The 18,101-nt window shown below is 58.5% G+C and carries 24 protein-coding genes; 1 reads left to right on the forward strand and 23 read right to left on the reverse strand.

From position 1 onward, the window contains the following. Positions 1-4: 4 nt before the first annotated feature. Positions 5-508, reverse strand: coding sequence for a chemotaxis protein CheD (locus FLZ89_RS01340; protein WP_141304173.1), 504 nt, complete (start codon positions 506-508; stop codon positions 5-7). A gap of 101 nt (positions 509-609) precedes the next feature. Here FLZ89_RS01340 and FLZ89_RS01345 point away from each other — a divergent pair, with 101 nt between their 5' ends. Next, positions 610-1,212, forward strand: a complete 603-nt coding sequence (locus FLZ89_RS01345) for a zinc ribbon domain-containing protein (protein WP_141265647.1) — start codon at positions 610-612, stop codon at positions 1,210-1,212. A gap of 24 nt (positions 1,213-1,236) precedes the next feature. Here FLZ89_RS01345 and flgG read toward each other — a convergent pair whose 3' ends face one another. The 22 genes from flgG to FLZ89_RS01455 all read right to left on the reverse strand — a co-directional run bounded on the left by flgG (position 1,237) and on the right by FLZ89_RS01455 (position 18,083). Next, complete coding sequence (gene flgG, locus FLZ89_RS01350; protein ID WP_141304174.1) at positions 1,237-2,019, reverse strand: flagellar basal-body rod protein FlgG; 783 nt, start codon at positions 2,017-2,019, stop codon at positions 1,237-1,239. A 352-nt stretch (positions 2,020-2,371) separates the two neighbouring features. Further along, entirely contained in the window at positions 2,372-3,142 is a 771-nt protein-coding gene (locus FLZ89_RS01355) for a flagellar hook-basal body protein (RefSeq protein ID WP_141265645.1), read from the reverse strand. A gap of 93 nt (positions 3,143-3,235) precedes the next feature. Continuing rightward, positions 3,236-3,619, reverse strand: a complete 384-nt coding sequence (locus FLZ89_RS01360) for an endolytic transglycosylase MltG (RefSeq protein ID WP_141265644.1) — start codon at positions 3,617-3,619, stop codon at positions 3,236-3,238. Positions 3,620-3,687: 68 nt separating this feature from the next. Beyond that, a complete protein-coding gene (locus FLZ89_RS01365) occupies positions 3,688-4,221 on the reverse strand; it encodes a hypothetical protein (RefSeq protein ID WP_141265643.1) in 534 nt (177 codons plus the stop codon). 9 nt (positions 4,222-4,230) lie between these two features. After that, complete coding sequence (locus tag FLZ89_RS01370; RefSeq protein WP_141265642.1) at positions 4,231-4,989, reverse strand: sigma-70 family RNA polymerase sigma factor; 759 nt, start codon at positions 4,987-4,989, stop codon at positions 4,231-4,233. Further along, a complete protein-coding gene (locus FLZ89_RS01375) occupies positions 4,979-5,653 on the reverse strand; it encodes a flagellar brake protein (RefSeq protein WP_141265641.1) in 675 nt (224 codons plus the stop codon). Before FLZ89_RS01375 ends, FLZ89_RS01370 begins: the two co-directional genes overlap by 11 nt. A gap of 14 nt (positions 5,654-5,667) precedes the next feature. After that, positions 5,668-6,492, reverse strand: a complete 825-nt coding sequence (locus FLZ89_RS01380; protein WP_172613386.1) for a MinD/ParA family protein — start codon at positions 6,490-6,492, stop codon at positions 5,668-5,670. Continuing rightward, positions 6,485-7,654, reverse strand: coding sequence for a flagellar biosynthesis protein FlhF (flhF, locus tag FLZ89_RS01385; protein WP_141304175.1), 1,170 nt, complete (start codon positions 7,652-7,654; stop codon positions 6,485-6,487). The genes FLZ89_RS01380 and flhF overlap by 8 nt, the downstream gene beginning before the upstream one ends. Next, complete coding sequence (gene flhA, locus FLZ89_RS01390) at positions 7,651-9,723, reverse strand: flagellar biosynthesis protein FlhA (protein ID WP_141304176.1); 2,073 nt, start codon at positions 9,721-9,723, stop codon at positions 7,651-7,653. The genes flhF and flhA overlap by 4 nt, the downstream gene beginning before the upstream one ends. 204 nt (positions 9,724-9,927) lie before the next feature. Next, complete coding sequence (gene flhB / locus FLZ89_RS01395) at positions 9,928-11,016, reverse strand: flagellar biosynthesis protein FlhB (RefSeq protein ID WP_172613387.1); 1,089 nt, start codon at positions 11,014-11,016, stop codon at positions 9,928-9,930. Continuing rightward, positions 11,004-11,771: a flagellar biosynthetic protein FliR gene (gene fliR / locus FLZ89_RS01400; RefSeq protein ID WP_141304177.1), complete on the reverse strand. Its 768-nt coding sequence runs from the start codon at positions 11,769-11,771 to the stop codon at positions 11,004-11,006. Before fliR ends, flhB begins: the two co-directional genes overlap by 13 nt. 59 nt (positions 11,772-11,830) lie before the next feature. After that, the gene (gene fliQ, locus FLZ89_RS01405; RefSeq protein ID WP_141304178.1) at positions 11,831-12,100 is read right to left on the reverse strand and encodes a flagellar biosynthesis protein FliQ; all 270 of its coding nucleotides are present in this window, start codon (positions 12,098-12,100) and stop codon (positions 11,831-11,833) included. 62 nt (positions 12,101-12,162) lie between these two features. Further along, the gene (fliP, locus tag FLZ89_RS01410) at positions 12,163-12,825 is read right to left on the reverse strand and encodes a flagellar type III secretion system pore protein FliP (protein ID WP_141265636.1); all 663 of its coding nucleotides are present in this window, start codon (positions 12,823-12,825) and stop codon (positions 12,163-12,165) included. Then, complete coding sequence (locus tag FLZ89_RS01415; RefSeq protein ID WP_141265635.1) at positions 12,815-13,225, reverse strand: FliO/MopB family protein; 411 nt, start codon at positions 13,223-13,225, stop codon at positions 12,815-12,817. Before FLZ89_RS01415 ends, fliP begins: the two co-directional genes overlap by 11 nt. Positions 13,226-13,227: 2 nt before the next feature. Further along, positions 13,228-13,602 (reverse strand): flagellar motor switch protein FliN, encoded by a 375-nt coding sequence (gene fliN, locus FLZ89_RS01420; protein ID WP_141265634.1) that lies wholly within the window; start codon positions 13,600-13,602, stop codon positions 13,228-13,230. Positions 13,603-13,614: 12 nt separating this feature from the next. Further along, positions 13,615-14,079 carry a flagellar basal body-associated FliL family protein gene (locus tag FLZ89_RS01425; protein ID WP_141304179.1) on the reverse strand — a complete coding sequence of 155 codons (465 nt, stop codon included), beginning with the start codon at positions 14,077-14,079 and terminating at the stop codon, positions 13,615-13,617. A gap of 48 nt (positions 14,080-14,127) precedes the next feature. Continuing rightward, positions 14,128-14,856, reverse strand: a complete 729-nt coding sequence (locus tag FLZ89_RS01430; RefSeq protein WP_141304180.1) for an OmpA family protein — start codon at positions 14,854-14,856, stop codon at positions 14,128-14,130. Between the two features lie 27 nt (positions 14,857-14,883). Further along, on the reverse strand, positions 14,884-15,699 hold the full coding sequence (locus FLZ89_RS01435; protein ID WP_141265631.1) for a motility protein A: 816 nt from the start codon (positions 15,697-15,699) through the stop codon (positions 14,884-14,886). A 3-nt stretch (positions 15,700-15,702) separates the two neighbouring features. Continuing rightward, positions 15,703-15,918, reverse strand: coding sequence for a flagellar FlbD family protein (locus tag FLZ89_RS01440; RefSeq protein ID WP_277997536.1), 216 nt, complete (start codon positions 15,916-15,918; stop codon positions 15,703-15,705). Positions 15,919-16,315: 397 nt separating this feature from the next. Continuing rightward, the gene (locus tag FLZ89_RS01445) at positions 16,316-17,146 is read right to left on the reverse strand and encodes a flagellar hook-basal body complex protein (RefSeq protein WP_141304181.1); all 831 of its coding nucleotides are present in this window, start codon (positions 17,144-17,146) and stop codon (positions 16,316-16,318) included. Positions 17,147-17,220: 74 nt separating this feature from the next. Then, positions 17,221-17,589 carry a TIGR02530 family flagellar biosynthesis protein gene (locus tag FLZ89_RS01450; protein WP_253256372.1) on the reverse strand — a complete coding sequence of 123 codons (369 nt, stop codon included), beginning with the start codon at positions 17,587-17,589 and terminating at the stop codon, positions 17,221-17,223. 56 nt (positions 17,590-17,645) lie between these two features. Then, entirely contained in the window at positions 17,646-18,083 is a 438-nt protein-coding gene (locus FLZ89_RS01455; RefSeq protein WP_141304182.1) for a flagellar hook capping FlgD N-terminal domain-containing protein, read from the reverse strand. Between the last annotated feature and the right edge of the window lie 18 nt (positions 18,084-18,101).

Genomic DNA, 18,101 nt, shown 5'->3' on the forward strand with positions numbered 1-18,101 from the left:
CGTTTTATATTTTCTTTAAAGGCCGTCCGATGGTGCGAATATGTACTTCGCCATTCAGCAGGTCAAAGATCATGGTGCGGCCGAAATTACCGCCCGTATCAGTGCCAGTAATGGGAATACCCAGATTCTGTAACGTCTGCCGGACCATGGCCGTATTGCGCTGGCCTATATTTAAAAAGGAAAGGTGCCGGTCGCCGGAAGTAAACATCTGGGCGCCCCCCGCTATTTTTGCTACCACCTTGTTACGCCTGGCGCCGCGGCGGAGCATCTCGGTCAGCATGTCCGGCAGGGCCAGGTCGGCAAATTTGGCCCGGTTGCCCCCGGCCTGGAACTGGCTGCTGTCGGGCAGCATAATGTGGGCCAGCCCCCCTATCCGGCTGGTAGGATCATAAAGGGCAATTCCCACGCAGGAACCCAGGCCAAGGGTGACCAGGCGCCCCGGGGCACGGGCTACCTGCCACTCGGCTATGCCAACTTTAACCTCTTCTGGTTTGATTTCTGCCGCCATGGGCCTACCTCTTCCGTTTTCTTTATTTTTCAGCTTGACTTACATATTTTAGCACCGGCCGGGGCATAATACAATATATATTTATGGTAGGAGGTCCTGCTATGCTTTACTGTTCCCGGTGCGGGCAAGCCCTGCCCCCGGGATGGCGATTCTGTCCTGAGTGTCTTCCTGATCCCGTTAAAGAAAGCCCCCGGCGCGAAACTAACCTCTGCCTGCTCCTGGGCAATTTTTCTCTGGCGCACCAGCGTCCCCAACTGGCCGCCCTTTTCTACCGCGCCGCCCTTGAGATAGACCGGGACAACTGGAAAGCCTATTTCAACCTGGGATGCCAGGCCTGGCAGCAGGGTGATGTCAAACGTGCCCTTACTTTTTGGGAAGCGAGTCTCAAATTAAACCCTGACAATTACTTGGCCCATTTTAATCTGGGAACATATTTCCTCTACAACCGCAATTTAAGGGCCGCCCGCTACCACCTGACCCGGGTACGCCGGCTTAAACCCGGCTACCTGGAGGGCCGCATCAACCTGGGTACTACCTACCTGCTCCTGGGTCTTTTAGAAGCATCAAGGCGGGAATATAACTTTGTCCTGGAACGGGTTCCCGATCATGAAGGTGCCCGGCGCGGCCTGGCCCTGGTTAACAAGATTGCAGCAGCCGGGTGCCCGTCAAAGCGGCGGTCCAGCACCCAGCTGCATGTCGAGTGATGCTTTTTAAAGCTGAGTGCTGGATTAGCGCCGCAGGTTATTGGCCAGGCCCCACATTTCATCGGCAACCCGTACGGCACGGGAATTCAGCTCGTAGGCTCGCTGGGCCAGGATCATTCTGGTCATAGTTGCTGCCAGGTCGACGTTGGCCGCCTCCAGGTAACCGGAACGGATAATGCCCAGGCCTGCCGTCCCGGGCCTGCCGGCAGCTGCCGCCCCGCTGGCGGTCGTTTCCCGGAAAAGGTTGTCGCCAGCGGCTTCCAACCCGGCTGGATTGGGGACGTTATAGAGGTTGATCTCTCCCAGAAACCAGGTTTCCCCGTTAATTGTCGCCGTTACCGTGCCATCACCGGTAATAGTGATCTTTTCCGCCCCGGCCGGCAGGGTAAAGGGGACATCCAGGTAGTAGCCACCGGCGTTGACTAGATAGCCGTCACCGTCGCGGTGAAAGTTGCCGTCCCGGGTAAGGAACCGTTCCCCGCCCGGTCCATAAACGGCAAAAAATCCTTCCCCCTGGATGGCAAGGCTTAAAGGGTCGCCGGTATTCACCAGGGTTCCCTGGCTAAAGTCCTTTGCTATGGCAGCCACTTTTACTCCTGCGCCCAGGGACGGTGCTGCTGCCGGCGCCTGGGGTCGGTCGACGGGCATGCCGCCTTCCTGGACCGGACGGTAGACCAGGTCGGCAAATTCCACCCGGTCCTGCTTGTAGCCGGTGGTATTAACATTGGCCAGATCATTGGCCAGGCTGTCTACCGAAAGCTGCTGCGCCAGCATACCGCTGGCCCCGCGCCAGAGTGCGCCAATCATCTGTTAGCCCTCCTCTATCGAAAATAACTTAGTCACAGGCTGGCTTTGTCTGGCTCGCTCCATGGTCCTCGCGGAGCGGCCAGCACTCAACTCATTCGAAAAATAGCTATAGTTGCCAACAGTATCTTTGTGAGTTGAGTGCTGGCTCAGCCTCTGGCTCGGGCGGGGTTCCCGGCCTATTCGGCATCCTTGCCTCAAAGGCCGGCCTCGGACCTCCTGTCCTCGGCCCCGCCCTCACTCCTCGGCTTCGCCAGGGCCGCTTCGCCGCTCGGACCAAGTCGCTCGCTACAGACAAATGCCAGGCCGCAATTTTCATGCTTTCGATGGTTGCTGCTCGCCGCCATGAACGGCTCTACCGTAAACTCCCTACTTCGTTGACGCTCTTGCCTAGGGTCTGGTCGGCGGCCTGGATGGCCTTCTGGTTGGCCTCATAGCTCCTCAAGACGGCCAGCATATCCACCATTTCCCGGGCGACGTTGACATTGGCCTTCTCCAGCCACCCCTGCCTGACCTGGAAATTAGCAGCCAGCAGTGGCTGCACCCCCTGGGGGGCTGTAAAAAGATTGTTGCCCTGGCGTTGGAGCAGGGGTAAGGTTTGCGCATCAAAAGTTACAATCCGTAGCCGATCGACAACCTGACCGTTAACCAATACCTGACCGCCGCTATCAACCTTAAAGTTGGTCGTGCCTACGTAGACGGCGCCGTACTCTCCCTGGACGGGGTAGCCTTCCGGGGTAACTAAAAAGCCGTAGGCATCTACCTGGAAAGAACCGCCGCGGGTATAGGCCTCGGTACCCCCTGCCTGGACGGTGAAGAAAGCCGGCGGCGTGCTCCCTGCAGTATCCACAAGGGCAAGGTCCGTGGCCCGGCCGGTTTCTTCCAGGGGCCCGGGGGTATAGTTGGTGTGAATGCGGTCGACCATAACCCCGGGGCTAAAGTAGCCTAACGGGGTGACACGGCCCTTTTCCAGGCGCTGGAGGAGCATCTCGGGAAAGGACTGGATGGTCGCCGTCTCGACCTTAAAGCCGTTCGTCGCGGCGTTGGCCAGGTTGTTGGTTATGACATCCTGGCGCAGTTCCTGGACCACCATGCCGGTAGCGGAAAGATATAAACCCCTTAACAATTGTTTTCCCTCCCTCCGAAAATGTTTCTGCCAACAGTGGCATTTACTGGCGGTAGTAGCCCCCAATGACTACCGCCCCTGCTTTTTTGCTAACTAACTGGTTAACCGCCTGATAATTTCCTTTATGTCCCCGGCGGGGAGATAATAGGAGCCGGCCTTGAGTTTCTGTTCTACGCCCTGGCGGTGCACCTCGGCTTCAAAGGCCGCGGCCGCAGCTACGCCCTTTTTTTCCAGGAGGGCGGCAATATCCTCCAGGCCGGCCCCCGCCGGGATGGTAACCAGGATTTCACCTTTCATATCCCCGGGAGCGGCCTGCTGCGGCCCGGCGGACTGTTGTTTTATCCCTTGATCCGGCGGGGCATTATCCCCGGAGGCAGGCGCGAAAGGGACTACTTCCTCCCGGAAGACCATACCGTATTCGCGGGCCCGGGCAATAATTTCCTCCCTGGTGGGACCGTGCTGGAAAATAAGCAACATCAGCCCCGCCAGGAAAAACCCCAGGCCCAGGCCCAGCCCGAAGGGAGCCAGAAAAAATCCTTTTTTCTTTAACGCTTCAGGTTGAGGATTAATGCGATTTCACCCTTTCCCCGGCCATACCGCCGCGCCAGGCTGTCGATACTCTCGCCGGCGGCATGGGCCAGGCGGATTTGCTCCTGAATGTTTAACGTCTCCGGCCCAGGGGTTGTCCCCCCTGCCGGCCCGGCCGCCGTTGTCCTTTCGGGTACAGCTTTTTCTCCCGCCGGCCTGGCGGGCGTCCTCTGAAGATCGGTGGCTGCCGCTCCTGCAGTCCCTTCCGCCAGGGCAGTTGCCAGGTAGGATCGAAAAGTTCCTGGCACCGCTTCGGAGGCGGCAGTCAACTCCTCCAGTCTGGCCGTAAGGGCGGTTACTTCTTCCTGGAGGGTTGCCAGGCGTTCGGCCAGCTGTTCGTCACCACCTGTTTGCCCCTGGCCGTCCTCGGAGTCAAAACCCCAAACCGCCGGCGCCCCCCGGTTCCCTTCCCCGCCCAGTAGTATCTTAAAAGCGGGCAGGCAGGTAATTACAATCAATATCGCTCCTGTAACTAAAAAGAGATATGCCACTTTAACCACCTACATAAAATCGGCTAAATAGCGGCGTAGGTTTAAGATTGCCCGGCCGTGGAGCTGGCAGACCCGGGATTCGGAGACTCCCAGTATTTTGCCGATCTCCTTTAAGGTCAAGCCTTCGTAATAATACAGAGTGAGGACCAGGCGATCTTTATCGTTTAAATGCTGGAGACCCTCTATCAGGGCGCGGCGGAGTTCCTCCTGCTCATAACGGCCGGCAGGATCCGGGCTCTGGGGATCGGCCAGCAGTTCTCCCCGGGTTGAACCCTCCTCCCCTTCCCGGTCAAAAAGAAAGTCTTCCAGGGAAAGGACAGCCATCTGGGAACCCCGCTCCAAGAGTTCCTTGAGCTCATCCACCGTTATCCCTGCCGCCGCCGCCACCACTGCATCACTTACCTCGCTCCCCTGTTCCTGCTCCAGGCGGCGGTACACCTGGCTCACCCGGCGCAGCTTTTCCACCAGGGTGCGGGGGGCCCAGTGGGATTGGCGCAGGGCATCGAGGATAGCCCCGCGAATGCGCTGGGAGGCAAAGCTTTCAAAGTTAACGCCCCGGGAAGGATCATAACGGTCAATGGCCTCCAGCAACCCGATTATGCCATAACCAACCAGGTCTTCCTGGTCCAGGTGCCGCGGCGGTTTGACTGCCAGGCGGCCCACATGGTATTTCACCAGGGGCAGGTACTTGAGGACCAGTTCCCGGCGCCCGGCATCTCCCTTTCCGGCCAGGTACGCGGCCCACATGGCGCTATCCTTAACTGCCATTTTCTCTCTCTCCCCGGCGCCTTTCTTCTAGCAACCGCTGGAAAACAAAGGCAACGATTTGGTCTTCCTGCCTTTCGCTGATACCCTCAAAGGCCACACCAACTTCATAACGCGTCACGCCGTCTATTTCCCGCGGGGCCACGCGCTTGACGCGCCCCGCCAGGCGCATGGGCATATGGCGGCGGCGACCGGGCAGGTGAAGTTCCAGGTAAAGGAGGTCGCCCACCTCAACGGGGTCCCGGAGGACCAGTTGCGCACCGCCGCCGCTTATATCTACCGTTACCCCCTTTTTATAGGGCCGGGGCGGGCGGTAGGGCCAGTCGTCCTTCAGCCAGACGGCATAACGAAATTCCAGGGCCGCCTTGGCCCGCACATGGGAGCGCGCCTGGATGCGCCGATAATCGTCCGGGTAGGCCAGGTAGTAAAGGGGGGGCTCTCCCGGCAGGTAACGCTGTACTTTAGTAGTGAATTCATAACGGGCATCCTGCCGGTTGCAGGCAACCTCGACAACGTTCCCCGGTGCCAGGACCAGTTCATCACTCCCCGGAGCAAGGACGGCAAAGCCGTCTTCCCGCGTATCCTGAATAATGGTGCGGAGATCTTTACTGCCAGGAGTTTTGATGATTATGGGTTGATTTATCATAATAAAGTTTGGCCTGGCCATGATACCCCCCCTTCTTATCTTCCCAGCAAACGGCCCAGGCGCTGCCAGAATCCCTGGCTCCGGCCTGCCGGCAGTTCCTGGCCCTGAAGTTTGGCGGCGGCTTCTTCCAGGGCCCGGGCCGCCGGGCAACGGGGAAACAATTCGCTGAATGGCTGCTGGCAGCGCACCGCCTGACCTACCCGGGAGTCCTCGGGAATAATCCCCAGGAGCGGCAGCTCCAGCTGCAAAAAACGGCGGCAGGCACCCTGGAGTCGCCCGGCGGCCTGCTGCCCCTCCAGCTTATTGGTAGCCCTGTTAACGATAAGATGCATGCTTACTTTTAAACGCTGCAACCCTTTGATTAAACCATAGGCATCGGTTATGGAAGTAGGTTCCGGCGTTGCTACCACAATGGCTTCTCCGGCGGCAGCTGCAAAGCTGAAAACCGTCCGGGAAATGCCGGCACCAGAATCGACCAGGATTATATCCACCTTAGTCGCTAGAAACGCCAGGTCATGAATAAGCCGGTCGCGGGCCGGGGGGTCCAGGTCGGCCAGTTCCTGGATACCGGAGGCCCCCGGCACCAGGAGCAGGTCATGAGGGCCGCGGATAATCACTTCTTCTAAAGTACACTGCCCGCCGATGACTTCTTTCAGGCTGTAACGGGGTACCAGGCCCATGAGGATATCCACATTGGCCAGGCCCAGGTCGGCATCAAAGAGGAGGGTCCGCAGACCCTGGCGGGCCAGGATCAGGCCCAGATTTAAGGCAATATTGGTCTTGCCCACGCCGCCTTTACCGCTGGCTATGGCAATTACCCTGGACCGCTCTTCCAGCCGTCTGTATACCAGTTTACGCAACCTGCCCGCCTGGTCCATCTTCAGCCACCGCTTCCCAGATGCGCCGGGCCAGGAGGTGGGGATCGGCCGCTTCCAGGTCATCAGGCACATCCTGGCCGGTAGTTATATAAGCCAGGGGTACTCCCGCCGCCGCGGCTACGGTGAGCATTACCCCCGGGCAGCATGTTTCGTCAAGTTTGGTGAAAATCAGCCGGTTGTATTTGAGGCTGCGGAAATTTTCTACGGCTTGGAGCAGGTCCTGGCGCCTGGTGGCGCAGCTCAAGACCAGGTATACGTCCCGCTCAGGGACAACCTCCAGGAACCCCCTCGTTTCCGCCAGCATAGCTTTGTTTTCCGGCGCCCGGCCGGCTGTATCAACTAAAACTACATCGCAGTGTCTTAAGTTCTCCAGGGATGCACGCAACTCCCGCGGCGTCATGGCCACCTCCAGGGGCAGGCCCATAATTTCGGCATAGGTCTTGAGCTGATCCACGGCCCCGATACGGTAAGTATCCAGGGTTATCAGGCCGACCTTTTGCTCCTGATAAAGGCTGTAGCGGGCCGCTATCTTAGCCAGGGTAGTTGTCTTGCCCACGCCGGTGGGGCCGATAAAGGCCTGAACCCGCTGTCTGGACGAGGACGCCACCTGATGGCTTAAGTGGTCGGCCAGGCGGGTACGGATGACATCGGCAATAATCTCTTTCCCGGCGGTGGCCTCAATGCCATTTAAAAGGAAGGCCACCAGCTCCTCCTCCAGCTCCTGGGCCAGCAGGCGCTCCCTTAAGGTTAACAGTTGTTCCGGTACCGGAGCGCTGCCGGGCCGTACCAGGCGGTTTAGGGCGGCTTTAATCTCGGCCAGTTCCCGCTGCAGCACCTCCAGGCTGTGACGGCCGTTATTTCCTCCTCCGGCAGGGTTGACCGACCCGGCCGGTGCTACCACCGTCTTGCCGGCCCCTGCCAGTAACGCCGTCTTACCTGCCGGCGCCGCCGGTTCCGGCAGTTTCCTTGCCGGCGTCTCCTCCAGGGCCGCCGTCACTTCCATGCGGGGGGGCAAGAAAAAGCCCTTTAGTCCCGGCTGGCGTACCCGGCGGGTGGCCACAATAACCGCCTCCGGCCCCAGATCACGGCGGATGGCCAGGTAGGCTTCCTGCATATCACGGGCAAGATAGCGTTTAATCTTCACACCACATTCACCGCCTCTACGGCCTCAATTTCCAGGCTGGGTTCCAGCTCGTTATAAGCCAGGACCGGGACATAAGGTAAAGAACGTTGGAGCAACCGCCGCAGGGGCAGGCGGATCCTGGCCGAGCATAAGATCACCGGCTGGACGCCGCCGGTGGCGGCTTTCTCCACGGCCCGGCCCAGCCTGTTCAAAAGTTCCCGGCCCTCCTCCGGGGTCAGGGCCGGGAAATTACCCTGGGAGGTGGGCTGGATGGCCTCCGCCAACTTCTGCTCCAGCTGGGGGTGGAGGGTAATGGCCGTGAGCTTACCCTCCCGGGCATACTGGCGGCTGATAGTGCGGCTCAAGGCCTGGCGCGCCGCCCCGAGAAGGTAATCCGGATCCCGGCTGGTACGGGCGGCGTCGGCCAGGGCTTCCAGGATACTAACCAGGTCACGAATGGGCACCTGTTCCTGGAGCAGGCCGGCCAGTACTTTCTGTATCTCACCTACCGACAGGAGATTGGGCACCAATTCCTCGACTACTGCCGGGTGATTCTCCTTGATTTTATCCAGGAGTTCCCTGGTTTCCTGGCGGCCCATGAGTTCAGCGGCATGGGCTTTGATAAATTCCGTCAAATGGGTAATGAGGACGGTAGTAGCGTCGACAACGGTGAAACCGGCCAGTTCCGCTTCCTGGCGCCTGGTCGCCGGTACCCACCAGGCCGGCAGGCCAAAGGTGGGTTCCCGGGTAGGTATGCCCCCCGGCGGTCCGTCGCTGCCGGCCGGATTCATGGCCAGAAGATAGCCAGGCTGGATTTCTCCCCGGGCCGCTTCCACGCCCCGCAGTTTGAAGATATAGCCATGGGGTGGCAGCTGCAGGTTGTCCCGGATGCGAATGGGCCTGACGTATATGCCCATCTCGGTGGCACACTGGCGCCGCACGGCCGCCAGGCGGTCCAGCAGGTCGCCACCTTCTGTTTCATCGGCCAGGGGAATCAGGCCGTAGCCGATTTCCACTTCCAGGGGGTCCACCTGGAAAAAGCTCAAAACATTCTCCGGCTGGCGCTGGGAAGCCTTCTGGGCGGCAACCGCTTCCTGCCGGCGCTGGCCCTGCATCTTTTCCTCCCTGGCCAGGGCATAGGCGGCATAGCCCACCCCGCCGGCCATTATAAAAAAGGTCAGGTGGGGCATCCCCGGCAAAAGGCCCATCAGGAAAAGGATGGCTGCCACCAGACCGGCAATACGGGGAAAGCCCGTTAGCTGGCCGATTACCTCTCTGCCAAAATTGTCCATAGCCCCGGAGCGGGTCACCAGGATGCCGGTCCCGGTGGAAACCATGAGGGCCGGCAGCTGGCTAACCAGGCCGTCGCCAATGGTCAGGCGGGTATAGGTATGCAGGGCTTCCATAAAGGGCATCTTCAGCTGCCAGACACCGATGGCCAGCCCCCCCAGGATGTTAATGGCGGTAATGATCAGGCCGGCAATGACATCCCCCCGGACGAACTTGCTGGCGCCGTCCATGGCACCGTAAAAGTCGGCTTCCCGCTGCAGTTCCCGCCGTTTGGCCCGGGCTTCATCCTCCGTTAACAGGCCGGCATTGAGGTCAGCATCGATGCTCATCTGCTTGCCGGGCATGGCGTCCAGGGTAAAGCGGGCCGCCACCTCGGCCACCCGCTGGGCGCCGCTGGTTATGACGATAAACTGGATGATGGTAATGATAAGAAATATGACAAAGCCGACGATATAATTCCCCCGAACGACAAAGCTGCCGAAGGTTTCGATAACATGACCGGCATCGGCCCGGCTTAAAATAAGCCTTGTGGAAGAGATGTTGAGGGACAGGCGGAACAGGGTCACCACCAGCAAAAGGGACGGAAAGACGGAAAAGTCAAGGCTCCGGGAGACGAACATGGTTGTCAGAAGGATAACCATGCTGACGCCCAGGTTGACGATGAGCAGGATGTCCATGACCAGGGGGCTGACGGGAATGACGATAAGCATGACTACCCCCAGGACCAGGGCCGCCACCAGGATGTCGTTGTACGGGGTGAGGCGCCTTAAGGCGCCCAGCAGGCCGGTATTTGCTGCCATAGAGCAGTTTTTCCTCCGGAAATAGCGTTCTGCCAAAAATGTGCCTTCTGGTGGGGACATATCCCCACCCAAAATTAGTTTACTTACGCCTCGAACCAAGTCGCCCTCCGCCTGTACCCTCCAGCCTTTTGCCTCAGCCTCCATTTTCATGGTTCGCTCGTGGAGGCGTCAGCCACCATGAGGGGCTCCTCCATAAATGGCTCTTTATATCCTCCCCCGCAGCCGGTAGATCTGGGCCAGGATCTCCGCCACCGCCTGGTAGAGGGCCACCGGGATTTCCTGCCCCAGTTCCACCTGGCGGTACAGGGCCCGGGCCACCGGCGGGTTTTCGACGATGGGGATGTTATGCCGGCGGGCTACGGCCTTGATCCGCTCCGCTATGCTGCCTGCCCCTTTGGCCACCACCCGCGGCGCCCCTTCTGTTTCCCGGTAACGCAGGGCCACGGCTAAGTGGATAGGGTTGGTAATAACCACGGTGGCTTCAGGCACGGCGTGCATCATGCGGTGCCGGGCGAGCCGCCTCTGTTTCTCCCGCAGACGTGAGCGGACCAGGGGGTCGCCTTCCATCTGCTTCATTTCTTCCTTTACTTCCTGCCTGGTCATTCTTAAATTACGTTGAAACTCGCGCCGCTGGAAGATGTAGTCGGCTGCCGCCAGGCTTAAAAATACAGCCAGGGCTCCCAGCCCCACCCGGTAGAGGAGCTGGCCCACCAGTTCCAGGGCCGCCGGGAGGCTCATATCGACGGTCATCAACAACCGGTTAAACTGCCCCTTGACCAGGGTCCAGACCACCAGGCTTACCACTACTACCTTGCCCAGGCTCTTAACCAGCTCCATGAGGGCGCGGCGGGAAAAGAACCGCTGCAACCCTTTCACCGGGTCCAGGTTTTCCAGGCGCGGCCTTATGGGGTCCAGGGAAAAAATAAACCCCGTCTGGGCAAAATTGGCCACTAGGCCCACAACTGCCGCCAGTAGTAGCAGGGGAGCCAGGAGAAGGCCCATCTTAAAAGCAAGGTGGCTGAAGATGGCTATCAGGGTTGCCCCATCCAGCTCCTGCTTCCAACCCTCCTGAAAAGCACTGCTCATGAGGCCGGCCATCTCCAGGTAAAAGGCTTCCCGGCGCCAGTAGAGACAGATGATGCTCACCAACAGGACCAGGGCGGCGCTCAGGTCGTTGCTCCGGGCAACCTGGCCTTTGCGGCGCACCTCCTGAAGGCGGTGGGGCGTAGCCTCCTCAGTCTTTTCTTCAGCAAAGAGCTGCAGGTCTATTTTGCCTTCCATCAACGGGGCCAACCCCGCAGTAACAGGGCCAGGTCATGTTCCATCTGGCTGAAGAGATTTCGAAACACTGTTGCCAGTAAAGGCAAAATGGCGATTAAGACCAGGAGCCCCAGGCCTATTTTCAAAGGAAATCCCAGGATAAAGACATTCAGCTGGGGCACCGTCCTGGCAATTAAACTTAAGGCCAGGTCGGCAATGAGGAGAACCACGATTACCGGGACCGCGATGCGCACCGCCAGGCTGAACATACCGCTAAAAAGCTTGACCACGGTCCAGATGATATTACCGTCAAAATGCACTCCCCCCAGGGGCAGGAGACGGAAGCTCTCCTGCAGGGCCAGGAGCAGGGTGTGGTGGCCGTCCAGCTGGAAGAACAGGAGCAAACCCAGGATGGCAAAGAACTGGCCCATTATGGTAGTTGTAGCCGCATTTTGAGGGTCAAAGAGGCTGGCCATCCCCAGGCCCATATGGAGGTCCAGGAGCTGCCCGGCCACCTGGATGGCGCTGAAGATCAGGTTGGCCAGGTAGCCCAGGGCCAGGCCGGCCAAGGCCTCGTTTAAGACGGCCAGGGCATAGGTCCCGGCGCTGGTAAAGGCCGGCTGCCCGGCCGGCAGCACAGGAAACAGAAGCATGGCTACCAGCAGCCCCAGACCGGCCTTCACCAGGGCCGGGACGCCGCGAATGCCAAAGAAAGGCGCTGTCACAAAAAATGATGTGACCCGCACCAGGACCAGGAAAAAAAACTCAGCCTGGTTAAGGTAGCTCATCGGTTCCCATCCTTCTAAAAGTTAACGGCCTGGTTTCCTGTTTTTTACCGCCCGGGCACCTACTTTACTAAACTTCCCAGGTTGCCGAAGATCTCGGTGGTGAACTGGGTTAGAGTATTGAGCATCCACGAGCCCAGGAGAAGCATCCCCAGGATGACGGCGACAATCTTGGGTACAAAGGTCAGGGTCTGCTCCTGGATCTGGGTGGTGGCCTGGAGGATGCTGATCCCCACCCCTACGATCAGGCTCAAGCCCAGGGCCGGGGCCGCCAGCAGCAGGGCGGTGGTCAGGGCCTCCCGGGCCAGGTGAATGACAAACTCCTGGGTCATTTTTCTCCCCCCGTTCCGTTTGCTTCAATCCACGCCCGGCGGGCCGACCGGGCCGGCGCGGCCTAAAAGCTCTCCAGCAGGGATTTTACTACCAGGTACCAGCCGTCGACCAGGACAAAAAGCATGAGTTTAAAGGGCAAGGAGATCATCACCGGCGGTACCATAAACATACCCATGGCCATCAGGGTGCTGGCAATTACCAGGTCGATAATCAGAAAAGGGATGTAGATCAAAAAGCCCATCTGGAAGGCTGTCTTCAGCTCGCTGATGATAAAGGCCGGGATAAGGACGTGCATGGGCACGTCGTCACGGGTGCGGGGCTGGGGCATGCCCGACATACGGACAAATAAGGCCAGGTCTTTTTCCCGCGTTTGGCGGTACATGAATTCCCGCACCGGTTTGGCCCCGGCTGCCAGGGCCTGCTCCTGGGTGATCTGCCCGGCCAGGTACGGGTCAATAGCCTGGGTCTTGACCTGGTTATATACCGGCGCCATGATAAAGAAGGTCAAGAACAGGGCCAGGCCGATCAGCACCTGGTTGGGCGGTGTTTGCTGGGTGGCCAGGGCGCTGCGCACGAAAGACAGGACAATGATAATCCGGGTAAAAGAGGTCATGAGCAGCAGGATGGCCGGCACCAGGGCCAGTACCGTCAGCAGGACCAGGATTCTGACGGTATCCACCAGCTGCCGGGGATCGGTGGCCTGGATTAAACTGTTAATCTCCATGGCCCCTGAACCTCTGCCAGGTTGACAACCATGTGGTTAATAATCCCCTTGGACCCGGTGGGTTAAAAGTTTCTTTTTCCTTTTCCACCAGGGACTGAAGGGGGTACACCGCTACTTCCCCCGCCGTCGCTGTCACCGTCGGGTAATCAGGCAGCTCTGCCAGTAAAACCGGGGCGCCTTCCCCCAGGCCGACCAGGAAATGCCTGTCGCCGCAGCGGACTACCGCCAGGCCGCTTTTACTGTTTAAAGGGAGTCTTTCAACCAATTCCAGCTGTCCCGGCCCCACGGCCCTTCCCGCAGCCCGGCCCAGGCCCAAGCGGACCGTGGCATAGGCCAGGCCCAGGACCAGGGGTAAAAAGATTACCAACCGCAGCAAAGCCAGGACAAAATCGCGATCCATACCTAGTCCTGCCCTTCTTCCTTTACGTCTGCCAGGTTGTTGATCCTGACGCCAAAGGCATCGTTAATCACCACCACCTCTCCCGTGGCCAGCGGGATACCATTGACCCGGACCTCCACCGCCTCGCCGGCCAGCTTGTTGAGGGTGATAACGGACCCTTCCTTCAGCTCAAGGATCTCTTTAACTGCCAGGCGCGTCCGGCCCAGTTCCGCCACCAGGCGTAAAGGAACATCAGCGATGCGGTCAAAGCTGGCCTTTACCCTGGCTACCGGGGCCGGCTGCAGGGGGGCAAAGCGGGCCTTTTCAATGCGCGGCCGGTCCTCGCCGGCAGCCATGGCCTCTAAAAGTTTCTGGATCTCCTCGTCCGTCAAAGGCATAAATAGACTCTCCTACTGGATGATAAATTCCTCAAAATAAAGACCCTGAACCTGTCCGCCAATAAGCTGCGCATTAATGGCCGTCAAAAGTTCCCGCTTCAGGGCGTCCTCATTTTGCAGGTCATCGGTCTTTTTGCTGCGCAGCACCGAAATAAGGGTATCGCGGATGCGGTAGAGTTTTTCATTGAGTTCTGTAGTCAATCTTGCATCACTATACTCCAGGGTAATCTTCGCCCGCAGGTAGCGGCGCAGGCCCGGATCGGCCAGGTTGACAACAATGGGCTCCAGGCTCATTTTCTGCATAATTACCGACGCCTGTTTGCCGGCCGGTGCCGCTGCTGTCACGCCCTTGCTGCCGCCGAAAAAAAAGTAGTAAACGTAACCCCCGCTCAAAAGGAGGATTACCAGGAGCAAAGCAATGGTTAACCATGGCCGGCCCTGCTTCTCTTTTTTTTCTGCTTCGTCTCTGGGGGGCATTTCTCCACCTCTTTCTTCACTGCAGCTGTGTCCCGCATCTTACCGGAGCTACTGAGTGGCCCCTATCAGCAATACTACGCGCCGGTTTTCCGCCATATGCTCCGGAGTGTCGTTGGGATAAAGGGGACGGTATTCACCGTAGCCTACGGCTACAAAACGCTCCGGTTTTAAATGATGTTCCTCAATAAAATAGCGCACCACCCGGGCGGCCCGGGCTGTGGACAACTCCCAGTTGGTAGGAAACTGGAGGGTATGGATGGGACGGTTGTCCGTATGGCCTTCGACGCGCACCTCATTGGGTATCCGTACTAAAAGTTCCGCCAGTTTGTCCAGCAACCTGGCAGCCTCGGGCTTTAAATCCGCCTTGCCGGAATCAAAGAGGATACGCTCTTTGATGTCCAGGGCAATGCCCTGTTCCTCGTAGCGCACTTCAACCATAGACTCCAGGCCGCTGGCCGCTAGGAAGTTTTTGACCGTCTGGTAGGTCTCCATCATCTCCCTGGCCCTGGCCAGAGCGGCAGTTGCCTCCGGCGTATCAATATTCTGCGGGTAATCAAGGGGCGCCGGCTCCGTTTCGACGATAGGCGACACACCCCCGTCCAAAATTCCCATTCCCTGGTAGGAAGCAATAAACTGCTGGAATTTTTGCTGGTTCAAAACGGAAAAGGAAAAAAGGAGGACGAAAAAGACCACTAGCTGGGTCATGAGGTCGGAGTATGTAGTCATCCATGCCGGCGCGCCTTCTTCTACCTTCTTTCGCTCCTTTTTGATGGCCATGGTCAGGTCAGTTCCTTCCTCATATTCTTAAATTTGCCTGCCGGTGACTTCTTCCCGGGTTATTTCCCCTGCACTGGCCTGCCGCTGCCGGGGTTTGGCTGGCAGGAAGGAACGCAATCGCTCTTCCAGGATGCGCGGGTTGACGCCGGACTGGATGGAGATGATACCTTCCAGCATCATCTGATGCAGCATCATCTCCTGCTCGCTGCGCAGGCTGAGTTTGCCTGCCAGCGGGATGAAAATCATGTATGCCATGATGGCGCCGTAAAAGGTGGTGATCAGGGCCAGGGCCATGCTGGGCCCCAGGGCCTCCGGTTTATCCAGTTTGGCCAGCATCTGCACCAGGCCCATAAGGGTACCGATCATACCAAAGGCCGGGGCGAGATTCCCCCAGGTTTTAAAGATGGCCTGACCGTTCTCGTGGCGGCGGGCCATATAGGCCATGTCCGTTTCCAGGATCTCCCGGATCATCTCCGGTTCCATGGCGTCAACCATCATCTGGATCCCCTTGCTGAAAAAGGGATCATCCAGCCGATTGGCATCATCCTCCAGAGCGAGCAGCCCTTCCCGCCGGGCCTTGCGGGCCAGCTCGCCAAAAAGCTCAATGAGTTCCTCGGGTTCCATGAGATCGGTGGTAAAGGCCTGTTTTACCGTAGCAAAGACGTTTTTCACATCCTGGAAGCTGAAATTAATCAGGACGGCGGCAAAGGATCCCCCCACCGTCACCATCAGGGAAGGGACACTCCAAAAGATCCTGAGGTTACCACCCAGGACCAGGGCTCCACCCATAAGGCCGATTCCAGCAATAATTCCTATCACGGTCATGAAATCAATGCGCCGCAACCTTTATTCCACCTCATCCTGGGTGCTCGCCGGCTGGAGGATCTGGCGCCGGTAGGCAATAACCCGGGCTATTACTTCATCTGCCGTCTGATTTACTAAAACCTTTTTACCGCTGGTAAGGGTAATAACTGTTTCGGGAACACTCTCGATGCGCTCGATGAGTTCGGCATTGAGGATTATCTCCCGCTTGTCCAGGGTGGTAACCTTGATCATATGCATTGCCGCCCTCCTTCGAAAAGAACTTATCACCGGCTGGCTTTGTCTGGCTCGCTCCGTGGCCCTCGCGGAGCGCCCAGCACTCAACTCGTTTGTAATAGGTGTCTCTTCGCAACAAAACCGTTGCGAGTTGAGTGCTGGGTCAGCCAGGGCTTAAGGCGGGGTTCCCGGCCTATTCGGCATTTTTGCCTTTAGAATCCGGCCTCGGACCTCCTGTCCTCGGCCCCGCTTATCATCCCTCGGCACAGCCTGCGGCCGCTTAGCCGCTCAGACCAAGTCGCTCGCTTCAGACAAATGCCAGCCCGGAATTTTCATGCTCTCGATGGTTACAGCTCCTCGCCATGAGTGGCTCCTTCGAAAATAACGCTTTACAGTCACTACTGTCTCTAAGGCGAAAAGACTAGCGCTTCAGGTTCACCAGCTCCTGGAGCATCTGGTCGGAGATAGTGATGGTCCGGGCGTTGGCCTGGAAGCCGCGCTCGGTAATGATCATGTCGGTAAACTCCTGGGCCAGGTCAACGTTGGACATCTCCAGGGCCGAGGGGATGATGGTGGTGTTGGCCAGGGAGCCTGTACCGGGGGCAAGATCATTACTCGGATCGCCTGAGCTATCCGTTCGAGCGTATAGGTTTTGCCCGACTTTCTCTAATCCCCCCGGATTGGAAAACTTGGCTATACTAATAGGGTTGGCAAGTGTCTGGGCTGTTCCAGTGTTGTCTACATAATGGACGTAGCCCTTATTGTCAATGCTGAAACTCCGGGGCATGGTATCTGGATCGGCCATGTCCGCAATCTGTATCGGACTGCCACCTGTATCCAGCACTTTTAACCCGTCACCATTTACCAGGAAGCCTTCATTGTCAAAATGAAAGGCGCCGGCCCGGGTGTAATAGATCGTCGTGCCGTCGTCGGGAGAAACCCGGAAAAACCCGTCACCCTGGATCATCAAATCCGTCCCGTTGTTGGTGGACGCGGCGGCGCCCTGGGTATGGACGACGTCAATACTGTTCAGGGCGACGCCAAGGCCGATCTGCTGGGGGTTGGTACCGCCCAGGCCGCTGGCATCGCTTGCCGCCCCGCCCCTGAGAGTCTGGTAGAAGACGTCTTTAAAAGTCACTGTGCTCCGCTTGAAACCTACCGTATTAACATTGGCGATGTTGTCGCCGATGACGTCCATGCGCAGCTGGTGGGTACGTAATCCAGAAACACCGGAATAAAGCGAACGCATCATGGTAAATTCCCCCTTTCTTGCATGGGCCGCCTCTGTCAGTCGGCGGCCCCGGGCCTCCCCGCCGGGGTCCGGCCCTACAATAAAACGGCGCTGTCAATATTGGTAAAAACATTCTCCCGTAGTTCCTGCCTGCTGGCCGCCGTGATGACCGTACGGTTCTTAATGCTGACCACCAGGGCCAGGTCATCCAGCAGGACCAGGGACTCCCGGGCACCTTTACCGGCGGCCTTGTTCACACCTTGCTCCAGGCGGGCCATTTGCTCCGGTGAGAGATTTATCTTCCGGCTTTCCAGGCGCTCGCTGGCGTGGCGGGAAAACTTCAGGCCCGCCAGTTTTTCATTAAGGATGGCCTGGAAATCCTGACCTGGCCTCATCCCGGCTGCCGGCACCTTGCCTACCTGGGCGACCGACGGTTTTAAAGCCTGCCCCTCGATGCGGTTCAAAAGCGCTCACCCGCCCTGCACTTTATTGAACCCTGCAACCGGCCCCGGGCGGCCACTTAACCGGCAGGCGCGGTATCCGCCTGGGCTGCGGGCATCGCTACTTCCGCAACGGCCTCTAAAGGTACCTGCCGCCCCCCGACCAGGAGCATGATCCCCTCTGCTGTCCAGCTAATTTTACTGACCGTTCCGGTAAAGGTCTGGTCGTCAACTACGGCCGTTACCTCTTTGCCCATCATGCTTACCGCCTGGAGCATCATGCTCTCCTGCAGGTCCTGCCGCAGCAGGTTGAAATTCTCGTTAAGATTATACATTTGCTCCAGGGCACTGAATTGGGCCATCTGGGCGATAAACTCGGTGTCGCTCACGGGATTTAGAGGATCCTGGTTGGTCAGTTGGGCTGCCAGGAGCTTCAGGAAATCATCTTTGCTCAAGCCATGGGAAGTTACACTGGTAACTGTCTCCGTGCCGGCGGCCGTCACACTGCTGGTAATCACCGCTGGTCCCTCCTACTG

Source organism: Moorella sp. E306M, from assembly GCF_006538385.1.
GTDB lineage: Bacteria > Bacillota > DSM-521 > Neomoorellales > Neomoorellaceae > Neomoorella.